The following is a 12,976-nucleotide window of genomic DNA, read 5'->3' as shown; positions in this document are numbered from 1 at the left end:
CAATTTCACGACATTTCGCGACACTCACAGGCGCGCGCGAGGCGCTCTCAGCGTCCAAGTTATGATTGCGCGGATGCTGACTTTGCACTGACATAGAGGGCTAATCGGCATAAAAATCAATTGATAATAAAGGATTATGCACAGAACGCGTGAAATAATGAGTTATCTGGGTGTCGCCTTGACCGGTAGGCGCGAGCAATTTGACCGGTAGTCGGATCACTACCGGTCAAATTGACCGGTAGGTCCAAATGGCGCAGCGAAATGTGCTCGAGGTCGCGGCTGGTGACCAGACTGAAAACCGTTCCCGGCATGGAACGGTTTCACGCTGCGAAGCGCCTGTCTGTGGTGTCGCATAAAACTATGCAGCCCCAGGTCCGGCTCGACGGCGAGCAGGATTGTCGATCGCGGCCTTTATCACCGCAAACCGTTCCATCCGGGAACGGTTATGGAAGCGAGTGCAGGCCCACGCCGCGCCGGCGCCGAAGGGCTCGAAGCGGCCGGCGACCCAATGGGTCAAGCCAGGGCTGATCGGACGGGTTAAACACTTGCGCGGTGAGGAGGATTTGCGGCACGCTTCGCTGCAGGATTTTCGCGAGGTCGATGATGGCAGTGGCTAAGAAAGATCAAGAGCGGGTTGGCTATGCCTGGATGTATGGCGCCCAGGCGCGCAAGGATGGCAACGAACGCGCCGTCCCCGAATATTGGCAGGAACTTGCCGACGCCTGGCTGCAGGGCTTCGATGGCGTGCCCGTGGCCGGTGCGAGCAAGGCCAAGCCCGTCAGCGACCAGATGGAAGCGGAGGTCGATGAGGCGGCGGTGGACGACCCGCCCGCCGGAACCTAAGCAGTGTAACGGAGTTCCCCTATTAGGGCTTGGACCTCTGAGAAAGTCATTCCGACCGTCGACCAGTTTCTCGAAGCGTCCAAGCCATCATCGTCAAAGTCGTAGTACTGATGCGTCCTGCCGTTGTAGATGTTCATGATAGCCGAGCCGGCCGGGTGATCGGGGTCGTCATCCTCGAAGAAGAGCATCTCGACGATATAGTCGGGGTACTTGGGGTTGCTCCGGACGCCAATACGGACCTGGACCTCACCGCCGAACCCGGTCATCTGCCCGAGCACTCGCCGAACATACTCGACCCGGTCTGCCAAGCCGTCGGCGATAGTGCGCAGCGTGGCCTCGGCCTGCAGCGTGGGGGTTTTGGGGAGTTTCTTCGGCGCTTTCATAGAAGGCCCATCAAAGGCGCCCTTCAGCATCAGCCGCAATTGCCGCGAGCCAGAACTCATAGGCGTCGTGGCGCGCCTCGTTTAGATGCTCCTCGGGCTCATCGTTATTGCCGGAGATCATAAGCGTCAGTTGACCCGCCATCTCGCAGCATGCGCGGACCACCATTTCCACCTCAGAATAGGTGACTTTGGCTTTTTCAGCATCGGGCCAGGCTATGTGTGCGATTTGGCCGTTTCGGAACGACTGAATTCTTCTGAACGCTGCGAAGTCGACTCGGCCATAAACCGATAGGAACTTGGTCCGTGCTGTTGAACATGTCGCCAGTGCGCTGGGTAATGGATCCTGGCCGCCTGAGTAACGCCTAGCAATCTCGGCCAATGCCGTCGGCAGTTTGATGTATCGGTGTGCGGATTGCAGCGAGACTTCCGATTTCCGATCCATCACCGCGAAGAGCCGGATCAGCGTCATCATGATCATTTCTTGGCGGACTTCCTCGGCGCGATTCTTAGCGATAGCGCTTTTGCCACGCGTGACCTTCAGAGCTTCGTTCACGCCGGCATAGAGAGGTGGCTCGGTTTGTTTGGACAGGAATTCCCGATTTATAAGTGGAACACTGCCTCTGGTTAGGCCGCCTCGGGAAGCGGTAGCGGGGTGAAGTAGGCCTCATCTGGCGCTCTGCCGTCAAGGCTGGAATGCGGACGTCGCCGATTGTAGAAATCGAGATATTTTCCGATCGACGCCCGCCCTTCGCGAACGCTGTTATAGGCCTTGAGATAGACCTCCTCATATTTCACCGACCGCCAGAGACGCTCGACGAAGACGTTGTCGCGCCAGGCGCCCTTGCCATCCATGCTGATCCTGATCTCCCGGTCGAGCAGGACCTTGGTGAAGTCATGGCTGGTGAACTGGCTGCCCTGATCGGAGTTGAAGATCTCGGGCTTGCCGTATGTCGCCAGCGCCTCCTCGAGGGCTTCAATGCAAAACGCCGCATCCATGGTGATCGACAGCCGCCAGCTCAGTACCTTGCGCGTGAACCAGTCGACGACAGCAACCAGGTAGCAGAAGCCGCGGGCCATCGGGATATAGGTCAGGTCCGTCGCCCAGACCTGGTTGGGCCGCGTCACCGCCAGCTTGCCCAGCAAATACGGATAGATCTTGTGCCCGTCGCCCGGCTTCGAAGTGCGCGGCTTGCGGTAGAGCGCCTCGATACCCATGCGCTTCATCAAGGTGCGCACATGCAGGCGACCCGTCTCATAGCCTTCGCGCTTCAAAAGCTTCTGCAACATGCGGCTGCCCGCGAACGGGTAATCCAGGTGCAATTCGTCGATGCGCCGCATCAGCTTCAGGTCTGCCGCCGATGTCGGCTTGGGTAGGGAGTAGACGCTGCCGCGGCTGATCCCCAGTTCGGCCGCCTGCTTGGCAATCGGCAGTTCATGTTCCCGGTCGATCATCGTCTTGCGCTCCCCGACCAGCCGGCCTTGCCGAGCGCCGAGCCTAAAAAATCATTGGCCAGCGTCAGCTCTCCGATCTTGGCATGGAGGGCCTTTATGTCCACCGTCGGCTCCGATTTCTCCGCCGCGCCAAACACGTTCGAGGCCCCGTCCAGAAGCTGCTTTCTCCAATCCGTGATCTGGTTCGCATGCACATCATATTGCTGCGCCAGCTCGGCCAGCGTCTTTTCTCCCTTGATCGCCGCAAGCGCAACTTTCGCCTTGAAAGCCGGGCTGTGGTTCCGGCGTGGTCGTCTGCTCATTCGTGATTCTCCTGTTCCGGCACTCATGCCGATCTCAGGCAGAAATTCCACTTATCACCCTGTCCAATTTTGCCGAGCCACCTCTTAGATGCCGTATGCGCGAGCGGCCATAGATGTCCAATCGTTCAACTCGGGAGCCATCTTAGCAAGCTGCTCGATCGTAGGAGTAGCGAGATCGCCTTTCGTCATCACAAAACTCGACCTCCGCCTGCTCAAAATGTTTTAGGGGCTTTTTTATAGGGAGGCCCAGGTAGCGAAGAACGATTATCGATAACCATCGATGTCGATGTCAGCCGCCGATCAGTGCCCTGGCAATTCTCTCGTTAGGGCTTCGAAGCATTTCTATCTCCTTCCAGATAAGGCGTCGGCAGATGGATCTCAGTTCGAAAAGCATTCGCTCTTCTGAGCCTATCAAGCGACTTTTCCCAACATGAACGATCTGGGAGCGAACACGATAAATTTCAGAAAATCTTCTTAATAGGGCGTCCCGCTCATCTCGCGTTGCCCCCAATAGATATGCGCAGCGATTGCTCAGCAGCTTCGTTAGCCCGATGCCTTTCTCATCAGGGTCCTGCTCGCCAACCAAGATTTCCACAACTGTCATAGCCTGAATGAACGATAGGAGTTGGTTTGACCCAGCATAGCTATCGAAATGCCAACTTGCTGAGCGCCGAATTTGATCAGCCCGACTTCCGGATTCCCATACCCTGGTGATCTGAGCCAATGACCAGTTAAGGGCTTTTTCCGAAGGCGGATTTACGCCGTCCGACATTAAGCGGATGCGGCTAATCAAGTCGGAAACTTCGCGGGATATCTCAAAATTGGTATCGTGGTATAGAGTGCCGTCATCCAATATCCGGTGGACCACCACACGCTGGCTCGGAGCCCACCAAGAGCTGAAGGAGCCTTCAAGGATGAAGGTGGCGAGTGCCAAGCCAATTCCAAAGAAACTTCGAATCGTGTCCAGAGCATGCGACGCAGTTAGGCTGGTTCCGTGTCTGTCAACGTATCCGGACATTGAGAATTGCAGACATATGGCATCGTCGATGAAATTCCTGGGTTCCCCGTTCATCAGGGATAGCAAGCCCTGCGGTTCAAGCTCGCTTCTAAGCTTGAAAACAGATTGAAAGTTCTTGTCGACCTTTGCGAGCCTGGGGGCGTTTGGTAATCCAGATGCATTACCTTCGAAACCGGACGACTTCACGCCGTCTCCGAACGTAGCCGGCAGCGATATTGAAATAATGTAATTGTGCGGAAGGCGCGCCAAGTCGTCCACGACCTCGTTAGCCAGCCCGCTGATGGTTTCAGGCGGCAAAAGTTCTTGCAGCGGGACAGCCTTCGAATCCGGGTCATATTCATTTGGGAAGAGAGTTCGGCTGACATGGTCGAGAGCAAAATCCGAAATCTTCGGCTCGCCCAACATACTAGCGACGGATTTCTGCACCTGCCCTTGAGGTAGAATCTTGTCGATGTCGTCAAGATGATAGGTTGAACTGTAGTCGATAAACTTCCGGTTGTTTATCCTGACTGCCTTGAGCCCATCGGCTAAAGCAGGTCGCAATTTGCGCTGCACGCTCTCATGAAGCTCGATAGCCATTGTTGCCCTCCTACACGAACCCGTCTCCCGCGTGATCATTATACCGATCTGCGCGGCGCACATAGGTCTCGACGATCGCCGGTCCAGAGCCTGTGGCATCGCGATCAGATCGCGGCTAGTCTTCCCTGAAATTGAGGGGATGGCACACCTCGAAACCTATCTGTTCGAGGCGGGGCGGGGGCAGGGCGCGCGCGGAGGCTTCGCGGGTAGTGAGTGAAGGCCGGGGGTGCGAGAAACCGCTGTACGGGCGCGACGCTTGCCTTGTTCGTTGCGCTCGACCATCGAAAGCTCTTTGGCCATGTCGATGCTGATGGCGTACATCATCCGGGCCTAACCCATTGAAATACTTGTTCCCCGATTTCGGGGAAAAGCACATAATCCACATTTTCGGCAAAGCCATACTGATCGATGCGGTCCTTGATCCACGTCGAGCCTGGGGGTCACCCGCTCGCGGGCGCGGCGGTATGTCGAAGCATCTCGGTCCCGACTTCATGGTCTCATAGCGGCCACTGTGGCCGGTAACCCTGACTTAGAGGCCACCGTGGCCGGTAAGCCTGTGTTCCTGGTTCATCTCCGGCCTCGATGCGGCTTGTCCCAGCCAGCCAGGCGTCCGATTTCGGCCTGAATGGCTTTGTGCAAATCCCAGAGGTACGGCCAAGCCTCGGCATCCGAGAGGCCAGCGGCCGAGAGATCCCGACCTACTGTTTTCATAGCCTCGGCCTGCGCTTCCCCATCTTCCTCGGTCAGGAGCCGTACCGCCGTGATCCTGACGAGCCTTGCCCGCCGAGCTGGGGGAAACGCCAGCACCTTCACCTTGGGGCGCCAAGCGAACAGGGGGAGGTCGTCGACGCTCATGCTGATGCCTCTCGATTGCTCTGCTGCCCGGCGCCGACCGTGGGAGGATATGTGGTGGTCCCAGCGACGTAACCGAGCCTGACCGCTTCGGACACTCGATCTTCATTGCCGCAAGCCCTGTAGTACCCGCACCACCGATCGAAGCCGGGAGTCCCTGGGTACATTTTGAATGCTGGTCGTCCTTTCTTCCCAGAATCCCAATCAGATTTTTCCTCCCCCACTTCCTGTTCCCCCGTGGGGGTAAGGGGGGAAAGGTTTTTGGGGTAGGTAATGGGATAGGTAGGGTCAACGCCGTTGACCACCCCGCCAACGCCGTTGACCACCCCGCCAACGCCGTTGACCACCATCGACCCATCGTAGTCGACGCCGTTGACCACCATCTGCCCATCGTTCGACCCATCGTAGTCAACGCCGTTGACCACCATATCTGGGATAATCGGCTTGTAGCTATGCCGGCGCCACCCCTTGCCGCGCGGATCTTCCGTCTCGATGATCAGGAGAAATCCGCGATCCCGTGCCAGATGGAGGTGCGGCAGCGCGCCGGCCTTGGTGAGTGAACAGCGGTCGGCGAGCGCCTGTATCGAGGGGAAGCAATTGCTCCCATCGGGGTCCATGTACGTGACCAAGCCAGCGAGGGCCAATTTGGTTGTCCTCGGCAAGTCGGAGTCGAAAAAAGATCGTTGCCACAATAGCGCAAAGCGATTGTCGCCGTCCTCAACCGTCAGCACGGTCATCGCGTGGCCTCCCGGATGACGGCAGGGCCGTAGGTCCGTTTCAGGTCCTCCGCATCGGCCAAGGCCAGTTCCCGGCACTCCCACACGCCGCTGTACAACTCGTTCCCGGCGCCGTCCTCCATGATGACGAGAAACCAGCCTTCGGGACGCACTACACGTTCGACGATGATTTCTCGGGGCACTATGACGTTGGTCATTGTGCCACCTCGCCAGCCCTCGCCAGGGTGCGGCAAGCCTCCAGCGCAGTGAGCCCGAAGCGCTTGCGCAGCGCCACCACAACGGGCCGCTCGCAGGTGTTGCGATGTGCAACATACCAGTCGGCGGCCTGGTCGACCGCTTGCTGGTCGACCAGCGAACCAATATGGTGCGACCGGTCGATTTTGTCTCCTGTGCTAGGGATTTCGATTTTGACCGTGGCCGGTTTCGCGATTGCCGTCGCGAGCCGGCCTTCATCATTTCTGGTCGGTCGCATTGGCGCCTCCCGATTTTGCAGCCTCGGTTAACGCCACGCACTCTTCAGTAGAGGTGAGGCCAAACCGACTGCGCAAAAGAGGCACTGTCGGCCGATCCATTCGATGAGGCCTTGTCGCGATCCAGCGTGCCGCCTCATCGATGACGGCGCTGCTTTCGTGGTCGAGGCCGGTAGACCCGCCGGCGTGGAGGTCGGCCGCGATCATCGGCGTGCATCGCGCGAGGGGTTCGGGGTGATCAGCCGCTTCATCAGCCAGTCGCGTGCGGTCGGCACGTGAACGATGACCCGCTTGCCTAGGACGGCGTAAGGCAATCCGTCGACGTTCTTTCGCAGCCGTGCGACCTGGCGCTTCGATAGCCCGTTGGAGGCGGCGAAGTCGTCCTCATATTGCCACTCATCAATCAGCGAAGGTTTCCCTTCCATCGGAGACTCCATTCAAGGTGCGCCGACGAGCCACAAGGAGATCGCCCAAGCGCAATTGCTCGGTACGCCAGCTCGCGCCAGCGCGTTTTCTTGACCTTGCGGCTCCGTGAGGAGTGGTCCCCGCTTGGTCAAAATCTCCGTGGTAGGGATGCAATAGGATATAGAGCAGGAACAGCTAAGGTTCAATCGGCAAAGGTAAGTTTTTCAACAGCATTGGTGATTGTAACCAAAACGGTTACACCACCAGCCCACTCGGCTAGACTGTCACCAAAATGGTTACACTAGCTGACCATGTGCTGACACGCATCCTATCGAGTGCTGAGGTCGTTCATTCAGGCCCGCCGCTCTGGCATCGGCAGGATCTCGGCCCCGTCGTTCGTGCTTGAGGCCACGATCAGATCGGCAGCTCGCGTCATCGCAGCGCGTAGCGGATCGTCGGCGAGATGCGCATACCTCATGGTCGTCGAGACGTTGCTGTGGCCCAGCGCGGCCCCGATCATGGGCAGCGAAAAGCCGCCGCCGACCAGCGTGCTGGCGAAGCTGTGCCGCAGGTCGTGCACCCGTAGGCTCTTGATCTCCGCCGCTTTCAGCGCAGCGCTCCAGGCCGCGCGGATGTCATTGCGAAAGCCTTCCTTGCTCCGGCCGGGAAACACCCACTCGGAGGCCGGATCCTGCTCCTTTTGGACCGTCGACAGAACCTCCAGAACCGGGGCGGTGATGGGGAGGCGGTGATCCTTCTTCTGCTTCGTGGTGCTGGCCGGCTTGGTCCAGACCGCTCGGCGGAAGTCGATTTGCTCCCAACGCATCCGGCATGTCTCGCCGACGCGTGCACCGGTCAGCAGCAGCACCCGAATGATGGCGGCGGCCTGCCTGTCGTCGAGATCATCGACTGCCCGGGCCAACCGTTTCGTCTCGGCCGGGCTCAGGTAGCGCTCCCTGCCTGCGAGGCTGAATTTCTTGACGCCCGCGGCGGGGTTCTCGCCGACGTACCAGCGGCGATCGGGATGCTTCGCGTAGGCGAACAGCGTCGAGATAAGGGTGACGCACTGATTGGCCTGGTGGCGCCAGCCGCGGTCCGACAGCTTCTTGAAAAGCTTCTCGACATCGCTCCGTTCGACGTCCTCGATCCGCTTCTTGCCGAGCGCCGGTCGAATGTGGTTCTTCATGGCGAGGCGGTAAAACTTTCGGCTCGCTGGGCGCAGCGCGGGCAGGTGGTTCGCCTCAAAGTCGTCGCACAGGTCGCTGACCGTCTTGTTGCGCTTCTTCCCCTCGTCTGCCTGCCGACGTGACGCCTCGATGTCGCCCAATGGATCACCGCCCAGGTCGACAACCTTTCGAAGCCGCTTGGCCTCCAACCGAGCGGCGCTGACTTTCCAGTCGCCAGCCGACCCAATTGTGTAGCGTCGCTCTTTACCTGTGCCGCGAACGCGATAGTTGAATATGAAACTGCGAGCGCCGGCGGAGGTAACGCGAACACCGAATCCAGGCACATCGCCGTCCCAGAAAAGGCGCTGGCCCTTCCCGGGACTCGGTAATTTCGCTATCTCTTTGTCGGAACCGAGGGGTTCTGCCATTGTCCTTGCTCCCGTTCGAGGCCGTGTCAGCGCTGTGTCAGCACAAACAATGGTAGATTGTGGCGTGTCAAAGGTAAAGAGTGGCAACGATCGGCAGGGCTGCGGCACACATGAAAACAATGACTTATAAGGGAAAAGGCACAAATCCCTTGCTCGACAAGGCGTTGAGCCAGGCGGATGGCGCGAAAGCCCGAATTATCCCGGCGGAATTTGACCAGAATGGCGTCTGGCGGAACCTGACGGCGATGATCCTGCGGCTGTCACGCCACGCCGCAGCACTCTGTTTCGCGTCCGCGGTGGTTTTCATCGCCATGACAGCCATGGAATTCTTCTATTTCCGCAGCCTGAGCGGCGGGCTGCCATCGCTCGATATGCGCTTTGGCGGCTTCACCCCGGACGAGGGCATGGCCTGGCTTACGGCGCTCGGCCGGCGCGGCGGCGAGATCATCCTCGTCTGGCACTATCTGACCTTCGACCTTCTGTTTCCGGCGCTGCTGTCGCTGACCCTGATCAGCCTGATTCTGGCCACCGGGCGGCAGCTGAAGAATTTTCGTGCTATGCCATCGCAGCTGCAGTCGCTGGTCGCGCTGGTTCTGGTGCTGCCCTACACGGTTGCCGACTATGCGCAAAACATAGCTGTGGCGCGGTTGCTGTCTGATTTCCTGGCGGCCAATCCGGATTCGCTGTCTTTCGCATCATCGCTGATCGTCACCAAATTCGCGCTTCTGGCGATCCCGGTGATCGTCATTGCGGCGTTCACCCTGGCCGGCCAGCGGCGGCGCCAGGCGTGATTCAATCCTAACAGGGCAGGGCTACTCAATGAACCAGACCGCGATCTTCTGGCCTGTTCTGGCGCAGGTTCTGCTGGTTTTCATCGTCTATGGCGTGATGGCCCAGCGCCGCTATGGCGCGATCAGATCAGGCGAGGCCAGGGTAGGTCAATACAAGGTTCGCACGACCGAGCCGGCGTCCAGCGTCACCGTCGCCAACAACCTCATCAACCAGTTCGAACTGCCGGTGCTTTTCTACGTGCTGTGCCTTGCGCTGCATATGACCAACGGCGTCAATTACCTGACGCTGGTGTTGATGTGGATTTTTGTGATTTCCCGCTACGCGCACGCCTGGGTCCACCTCACCAGCAACAAGCTGCTGTTTCGCAGCCGCGCCTTCTACGTGGGCGCGGTGATTCTTTTTCTGGCATGGATCTGGTTCGCGCTGCATCTCCTCACTGTGGTCTGAGCTGGACCTTACCCTCCCCCTTGTGGAGAGGGTCGCTCCGCAAAGCGGAGCGGGGGTCTCCGAGAGCTAATCAGCTGCGACGAACTCAACCTTTATCCGGTCGGGGTCTTCGATATAGAGCGCGTAGTAATTCTGATCGCCATTGGCGAAGGGGTACCTGTCGTCGTACAACAGGGGAACCCCGTTCTCGACACAGAACTGTCTCAACTCGTCGACCAGGGTTCTGCCCGGGACCTTGAAGGCGAGGTGATTCAATCCGACGCCGGATCGATGATATCTATGGGATTCATGCTTCTTGCTGACTTTTACAAATGTCAGATAAGCATCCCTGTCATTGCTCAGCGTGAAGCCTTCCCCCCAGAATGCTGTCTCTCTGTATCCGAGCCTTGCGAGGATCTTTGACCAGAACTCGAACGTAACGTCCAAGTCCGAGACGTAGATTTCGACATGGTGCAGCATTTGACACCCAAGGGTGGAAGAGGCGGAGCCTTATAGATCGAACACCGCGATCTTGCGCTTGTCGAACTTGATGCCGATCTCGCCGCGCACCAGTTTCAGCGCGGCTTCGCCGAACACGGCGCGCCGCCAGCCCTGAAGGGCCGGCACGTCGGCAGCTTCGCCCTCGGCAGAGATGCGGTCGATGTCGTCGCTGGAGGCGAGCACCTTCGAGGCGACTCCTTCCTTTTCGGCGACGATCCGCAGCAGCACCTTCAGCAGTTCGGCGGCAGCACTCGAGCCTTCCGGCGGCTGAAAATTCTTCGGCAGCTTCGGCATCTCTTCCCTGGGCAAGGCAAGGGCGGCTGCGACCACGCCAAGCAGTGCCGTTGCCGTCGATGAGCGTTCCCAGCCTTTCGGCGTGGTGCGCAGCTTGGCGAGGGCGGCTGCGTCGCGCGGCGCCTGCTGGGCGATCTCGTAGATCGCGTCGTCCTTCAGCACCCGGCCGCGCGGCACGTCGCGTTCGCGCGCTTCGCGTTCGCGCCATGCCGCCACCGCCTGCACGATCGCCAACTCTTGCGGCTTGCGCAGCCGCATCTTCAGCCGCTTCCAGGCATCTTCGGGATGCGGATCGTAGGTCTCGCGCGAAGTCAGCACCTCCATTTCCTCGTTCAGCCAATGGGCGCGGTTTTCGCGCACCAGTTCGGCGCTGAGGTGCTGGTAGACCTCGATCAGATGGGTGACGTCGGCAAGCGCGTAGTCGAGCTGCTTGTCGGACAGCGGCCGGTGGCGCCAGTCGGTGAAACGCGAGGATTTGTCGAGCCGCGCGCCGGTGATCCGCTGCACCAGCTGGTCGTAGGAAACGCTGTCGCCAAAGCCGCAGACCATCGCTGCCACCTGGGTGTCGAACACCGGATGCGGCACGAGGTCGCCGAGATGAACGATGATTTCGATGTCCTGGCGCGCCGCATGGAAGACTTTGACGACGGCCTCGTTGGCCATCAGCCTGAAGAATGGCTTCAGGTCGATGTCGGGCGATAGCGGATCAATCAGCGCCGTGACGCCCGGCGCCGCCATCTGGATCAGGCACAGGATCGGCCAAAAGGTCGTTTCGCGAATGAATTCGGTGTCGACGGTGACGAAATCCGACTTTTCGAACGCGGCGAGAACGGTCTCGAGTTCATTCTGGGTGGTGATGACGTGCATCAAATCGCTTTTGGCAAGGGTACGGTCTCTTTCAATTTCAGCCGCGCGGGCTTTCGTCAAGCCGCGGCCCCTTCATCAGGGTTCCGCGGAGCTGTCGGAATCGCCGCTGCGCCTCGCCAGTCGTGCGAAAACCGTCGATGTGCGCAAAAGTGCGATGAAACGGCTGCGTTTGCCTGCCGGCACGCCGGAGCGCACCTGCATCCGGTAGAGGATGACGACGACAAAGATCGCGTAGACGGTGGCGCTGAACACGAACAGCGCGCTTGGCCCGAAATATTGCATCGCCGTCGAGGCGGCGAACGGGCCGCCAATGGCGCCGAAGGAATAAAACAGCATCAAGGCTGCGTTGATCAGCACGAACTCGCCCTTGTCGGCGCGGTCGTTGGAATGCGCCGCCGACAGCGAATAGAGCGGCATGGCGAAGCAGCCGAAAATGAAGATGATGATGAAGTTGAGGGACGGGTTGGTGCCCGCCACGAACACCAGCGCCAGTGCGGCAAACATCGCGCAGCAGGTGGTGATCAAAAGCACGGAGCGCCGGTCCCAGCGGTCGGAGAGGTAGCCGAGCGGGTATTGGATGATGGCGCCGCCGAAGATGCCGACGCTGACGAAAGTGACGACATCGGCGACCGACATGCCGATCTGTTCGGCATAGACAGGCGACAGCGTGCGGAAGGCGCTGTTGGTGACGCCGACGGCAATGCAGCCGAAGCAGCCGAGCGGCGAAATCCGCCAGACGCGCGCCAGGTCTAGCTTGACCTCTTCCGGCGGCGCCGGGTTGGAACGGTCGCCGAGCGAAACCGGCACCAGCGACAGGGTGATCATGATCGACATGATGGCGAAGATGGCGAAACCGCCGGCGCCGAAGATCGGGATCAGAAACTGCGCGCCCGTCACCGAACCGATGTCGACCATCCTGTAGATGGCCAGCACTCGTGCGCGGTCCTTATTGGCGACCCCGGAGTTGAGCCAGGCTTCCATGATGGTGAACAGCCCGGCAAAGCAGAAGCCGCCGGCAAAGCGCACCGCGCACCACATCACCGGATCGATGACCAGCACGAGCAGCAACGTTCCGGCGGAAGCGATCGCGGCGAGTGCCGCGAAGGCGCGCACATGGCCGACGGCCTTCATGATGCGGGTGACGGCCAGGCAGCCGAGCAGGAAGCCGGCGAAATAGAACGTACCCATCAGGCCGATGGTCGAGGCCGAAAACCCCTCCTGCGCGCCGCGCAGCGCGATCAGGGTGCTCTGCAGGCCATTGCCGCCAAGCAGGATGCCGGCGGCGATGAGGAGCGGGATCAGCGGGCGGATGGAGGACATGGAGGACCGCGGTTAGATGGCTGTGCTTTTCTGAACCATCGGTGCGGCCATTGCCAGCGGCTTATCCCCCAACAGGCTTGTTTGGTGCCTCGGATTGAGTTTCGGGTTGCTGGCGCCTTGATGCGACCGGTCCGCCTCAGG

Annotated in this window: 17 protein-coding genes and 1 pseudogene; 4 read left to right on the top strand and 14 right to left on the bottom strand. The window is 59.7% G+C overall.

Annotated features, from left to right (window positions below; all coding sequences use genetic code 11):
• Positions 1-395 precede the first annotated feature (395 nt).
• Positions 396-617, top strand: coding sequence for a hypothetical protein (locus tag LHFGNBLO_RS25740; protein ID WP_258602104.1), 222 nt, complete (start codon positions 396-398; stop codon positions 615-617).
• Positions 604-843 (top strand): hypothetical protein, encoded by a 240-nt coding sequence (locus tag LHFGNBLO_RS25735; RefSeq protein ID WP_258609889.1) that lies wholly within the window; start codon positions 604-606, stop codon positions 841-843. Before LHFGNBLO_RS25740 ends, LHFGNBLO_RS25735 begins: the two co-directional genes overlap by 14 nt.
• Here the strand turns inward: LHFGNBLO_RS25735 and LHFGNBLO_RS25730 are convergent.
• The 11 genes and pseudogenes from LHFGNBLO_RS25730 to LHFGNBLO_RS25685 form a co-directional block, all read right to left on the bottom strand.
• Complete coding sequence (locus LHFGNBLO_RS25730; protein ID WP_258602103.1) at positions 840-1,256, bottom strand: hypothetical protein; 417 nt, start codon at positions 1,254-1,256, stop codon at positions 840-842. The two genes, LHFGNBLO_RS25735 and LHFGNBLO_RS25730, sit on opposite strands and share 4 nt — an antisense overlap.
• Complete coding sequence (locus tag LHFGNBLO_RS25725; protein ID WP_258602102.1) at positions 1,237-1,698, bottom strand: hypothetical protein; 462 nt, start codon at positions 1,696-1,698, stop codon at positions 1,237-1,239. The genes LHFGNBLO_RS25730 and LHFGNBLO_RS25725 overlap by 20 nt, the downstream gene beginning before the upstream one ends.
• 152 nt (positions 1,699-1,850) lie before the next feature.
• Positions 1,851-2,980 (bottom strand): IS3 family transposase gene (locus tag LHFGNBLO_RS25720; protein ID WP_258599977.1). Its coding sequence is split into 2 segments (ribosomal slippage): positions 1,851-2,722 and positions 2,722-2,980, totalling 1,131 coding nucleotides; the frame shifts between segments, so codons are not numbered across the junction.
• A 289-nt stretch (positions 2,981-3,269) separates the two neighbouring features.
• Positions 3,270-4,577 carry a HEPN domain-containing protein gene (locus tag LHFGNBLO_RS25715; RefSeq protein WP_258602101.1) on the bottom strand — a complete coding sequence of 436 codons (1,308 nt, stop codon included), beginning with the start codon at positions 4,575-4,577 and terminating at the stop codon, positions 3,270-3,272.
• A 320-nt stretch (positions 4,578-4,897) separates the two neighbouring features.
• Positions 4,898-5,002: pseudogene (locus LHFGNBLO_RS33700) on the bottom strand (hypothetical protein); the annotation flags it as partial.
• 142 nt (positions 5,003-5,144) lie between these two features.
• The gene (locus LHFGNBLO_RS25710) at positions 5,145-5,432 is read right to left on the bottom strand and encodes a DUF6074 family protein (protein ID WP_258602100.1); all 288 of its coding nucleotides are present in this window, start codon (positions 5,430-5,432) and stop codon (positions 5,145-5,147) included.
• On the bottom strand, positions 5,429-6,166 hold the full coding sequence (locus LHFGNBLO_RS25705; RefSeq protein WP_258602099.1) for a hypothetical protein: 738 nt from the start codon (positions 6,164-6,166) through the stop codon (positions 5,429-5,431). The genes LHFGNBLO_RS25710 and LHFGNBLO_RS25705 overlap by 4 nt, the downstream gene beginning before the upstream one ends.
• On the bottom strand, positions 6,163-6,363 hold the full coding sequence (locus LHFGNBLO_RS25700; RefSeq protein WP_258602098.1) for a hypothetical protein: 201 nt from the start codon (positions 6,361-6,363) through the stop codon (positions 6,163-6,165). The genes LHFGNBLO_RS25705 and LHFGNBLO_RS25700 overlap by 4 nt, the downstream gene beginning before the upstream one ends.
• The gene (locus LHFGNBLO_RS25695; protein WP_258602097.1) at positions 6,360-6,638 is read right to left on the bottom strand and encodes a hypothetical protein; all 279 of its coding nucleotides are present in this window, start codon (positions 6,636-6,638) and stop codon (positions 6,360-6,362) included. Before LHFGNBLO_RS25695 ends, LHFGNBLO_RS25700 begins: the two co-directional genes overlap by 4 nt.
• A 201-nt stretch (positions 6,639-6,839) precedes the next feature.
• Positions 6,840-7,061 carry a hypothetical protein gene (locus LHFGNBLO_RS25690; RefSeq protein WP_258602096.1) on the bottom strand — a complete coding sequence of 74 codons (222 nt, stop codon included), beginning with the start codon at positions 7,059-7,061 and terminating at the stop codon, positions 6,840-6,842.
• Positions 7,062-7,393: 332 nt separating this feature from the next.
• Positions 7,394-8,635, bottom strand: a complete 1,242-nt coding sequence (locus LHFGNBLO_RS25685) for a tyrosine-type recombinase/integrase (RefSeq protein ID WP_258602095.1) — start codon at positions 8,633-8,635, stop codon at positions 7,394-7,396.
• A gap of 245 nt (positions 8,636-8,880) precedes the next feature.
• Between LHFGNBLO_RS25685 and LHFGNBLO_RS25680 the strand changes: the two genes are divergently transcribed.
• Both LHFGNBLO_RS25680 and LHFGNBLO_RS25675 read left to right on the top strand, forming a co-directional pair.
• Positions 8,881-9,426 (top strand): hypothetical protein, encoded by a 546-nt coding sequence (locus LHFGNBLO_RS25680; RefSeq protein ID WP_258609887.1) that lies wholly within the window; start codon positions 8,881-8,883, stop codon positions 9,424-9,426.
• 28 nt (positions 9,427-9,454) lie between these two features.
• A complete protein-coding gene (locus tag LHFGNBLO_RS25675) occupies positions 9,455-9,874 on the top strand; it encodes an MAPEG family protein (protein WP_258602094.1) in 420 nt (139 codons plus the stop codon).
• Between the two features lie 66 nt (positions 9,875-9,940).
• Here LHFGNBLO_RS25675 and LHFGNBLO_RS25670 read toward each other — a convergent pair whose 3' ends face one another.
• The 3 genes from LHFGNBLO_RS25670 to LHFGNBLO_RS25660 all read right to left on the bottom strand — a co-directional run bounded on the left by LHFGNBLO_RS25670 (position 9,941) and on the right by LHFGNBLO_RS25660 (position 12,835).
• Complete coding sequence (locus tag LHFGNBLO_RS25670; protein WP_258602093.1) at positions 9,941-10,333, bottom strand: VOC family protein; 393 nt, start codon at positions 10,331-10,333, stop codon at positions 9,941-9,943.
• Between the two features lie 30 nt (positions 10,334-10,363).
• A complete protein-coding gene (gene rnd / locus LHFGNBLO_RS25665; RefSeq protein WP_258609886.1) occupies positions 10,364-11,515 on the bottom strand; it encodes a ribonuclease D in 1,152 nt (383 codons plus the stop codon).
• Positions 11,516-11,590: 75 nt separating this feature from the next.
• Positions 11,591-12,835: an MFS transporter gene (locus LHFGNBLO_RS25660; RefSeq protein WP_258602092.1), complete on the bottom strand. Its 1,245-nt coding sequence runs from the start codon at positions 12,833-12,835 to the stop codon at positions 11,591-11,593.
• Positions 12,836-12,976: the final 141 nt, after the last annotated feature.

It is taken from the genome of Mesorhizobium sp. AR10 (assembly GCF_024746795.1).
GTDB lineage: Bacteria > Pseudomonadota > Alphaproteobacteria > Rhizobiales > Rhizobiaceae > Mesorhizobium.
The sequence above is the reverse complement of the archived record's forward strand: the minus strand, read 5'-3'. Positions and strand labels throughout refer to the sequence as shown.

Excerpts from the sequence above, each read along its gene's own strand:
- LHFGNBLO_RS25685 (WP_258602095.1), bottom strand. The coding sequence starts at position 8,635 with ATGGCAGAACCCCTCGGTTCCGACAAAGAGATAGCGAAATTACCGAGT.
- LHFGNBLO_RS25695 (WP_258602097.1), bottom strand. The coding sequence starts at position 6,638 with ATGCGACCGACCAGAAATGATGAAGGCCGGCTCGCGACGGCAATCGCG.
- LHFGNBLO_RS25725 (WP_258602102.1), bottom strand. The coding sequence starts at position 1,698 with ATGATGACGCTGATCCGGCTCTTCGCGGTGATGGATCGGAAATCGGAA.
- LHFGNBLO_RS25675 (WP_258602094.1), top strand. The coding sequence starts at position 9,455 with ATGAACCAGACCGCGATCTTCTGGCCTGTTCTGGCGCAGGTTCTGCTG.
- LHFGNBLO_RS25660 (WP_258602092.1), bottom strand. The coding sequence starts at position 12,835 with ATGTCCTCCATCCGCCCGCTGATCCCGCTCCTCATCGCCGCCGGCATC.
- LHFGNBLO_RS25670 (WP_258602093.1), bottom strand. The coding sequence starts at position 10,333 with ATGCTGCACCATGTCGAAATCTACGTCTCGGACTTGGACGTTACGTTC.
- LHFGNBLO_RS25715 (WP_258602101.1), bottom strand. The coding sequence starts at position 4,577 with ATGGCTATCGAGCTTCATGAGAGCGTGCAGCGCAAATTGCGACCTGCT.
- LHFGNBLO_RS25735 (WP_258609889.1), top strand. The coding sequence starts at position 604 with ATGGCAGTGGCTAAGAAAGATCAAGAGCGGGTTGGCTATGCCTGGATG.
- LHFGNBLO_RS25700 (WP_258602098.1), bottom strand. The coding sequence starts at position 6,363 with ATGACCAACGTCATAGTGCCCCGAGAAATCATCGTCGAACGTGTAGTG.
- LHFGNBLO_RS25680 (WP_258609887.1), top strand. The coding sequence starts at position 8,881 with ATGATCCTGCGGCTGTCACGCCACGCCGCAGCACTCTGTTTCGCGTCC.
- LHFGNBLO_RS25705 (WP_258602099.1), bottom strand. The coding sequence starts at position 6,166 with ATGACCGTGCTGACGGTTGAGGACGGCGACAATCGCTTTGCGCTATTG.
- LHFGNBLO_RS25710 (WP_258602100.1), bottom strand. The coding sequence starts at position 5,432 with ATGAGCGTCGACGACCTCCCCCTGTTCGCTTGGCGCCCCAAGGTGAAG.
- LHFGNBLO_RS25690 (WP_258602096.1), bottom strand. The coding sequence starts at position 7,061 with ATGGAAGGGAAACCTTCGCTGATTGATGAGTGGCAATATGAGGACGAC.
- rnd (WP_258609886.1), bottom strand. The coding sequence starts at position 11,515 with ATGCACGTCATCACCACCCAGAATGAACTCGAGACCGTTCTCGCCGCG.
- LHFGNBLO_RS25730 (WP_258602103.1), bottom strand. The coding sequence starts at position 1,256 with ATGCTGAAGGGCGCCTTTGATGGGCCTTCTATGAAAGCGCCGAAGAAA.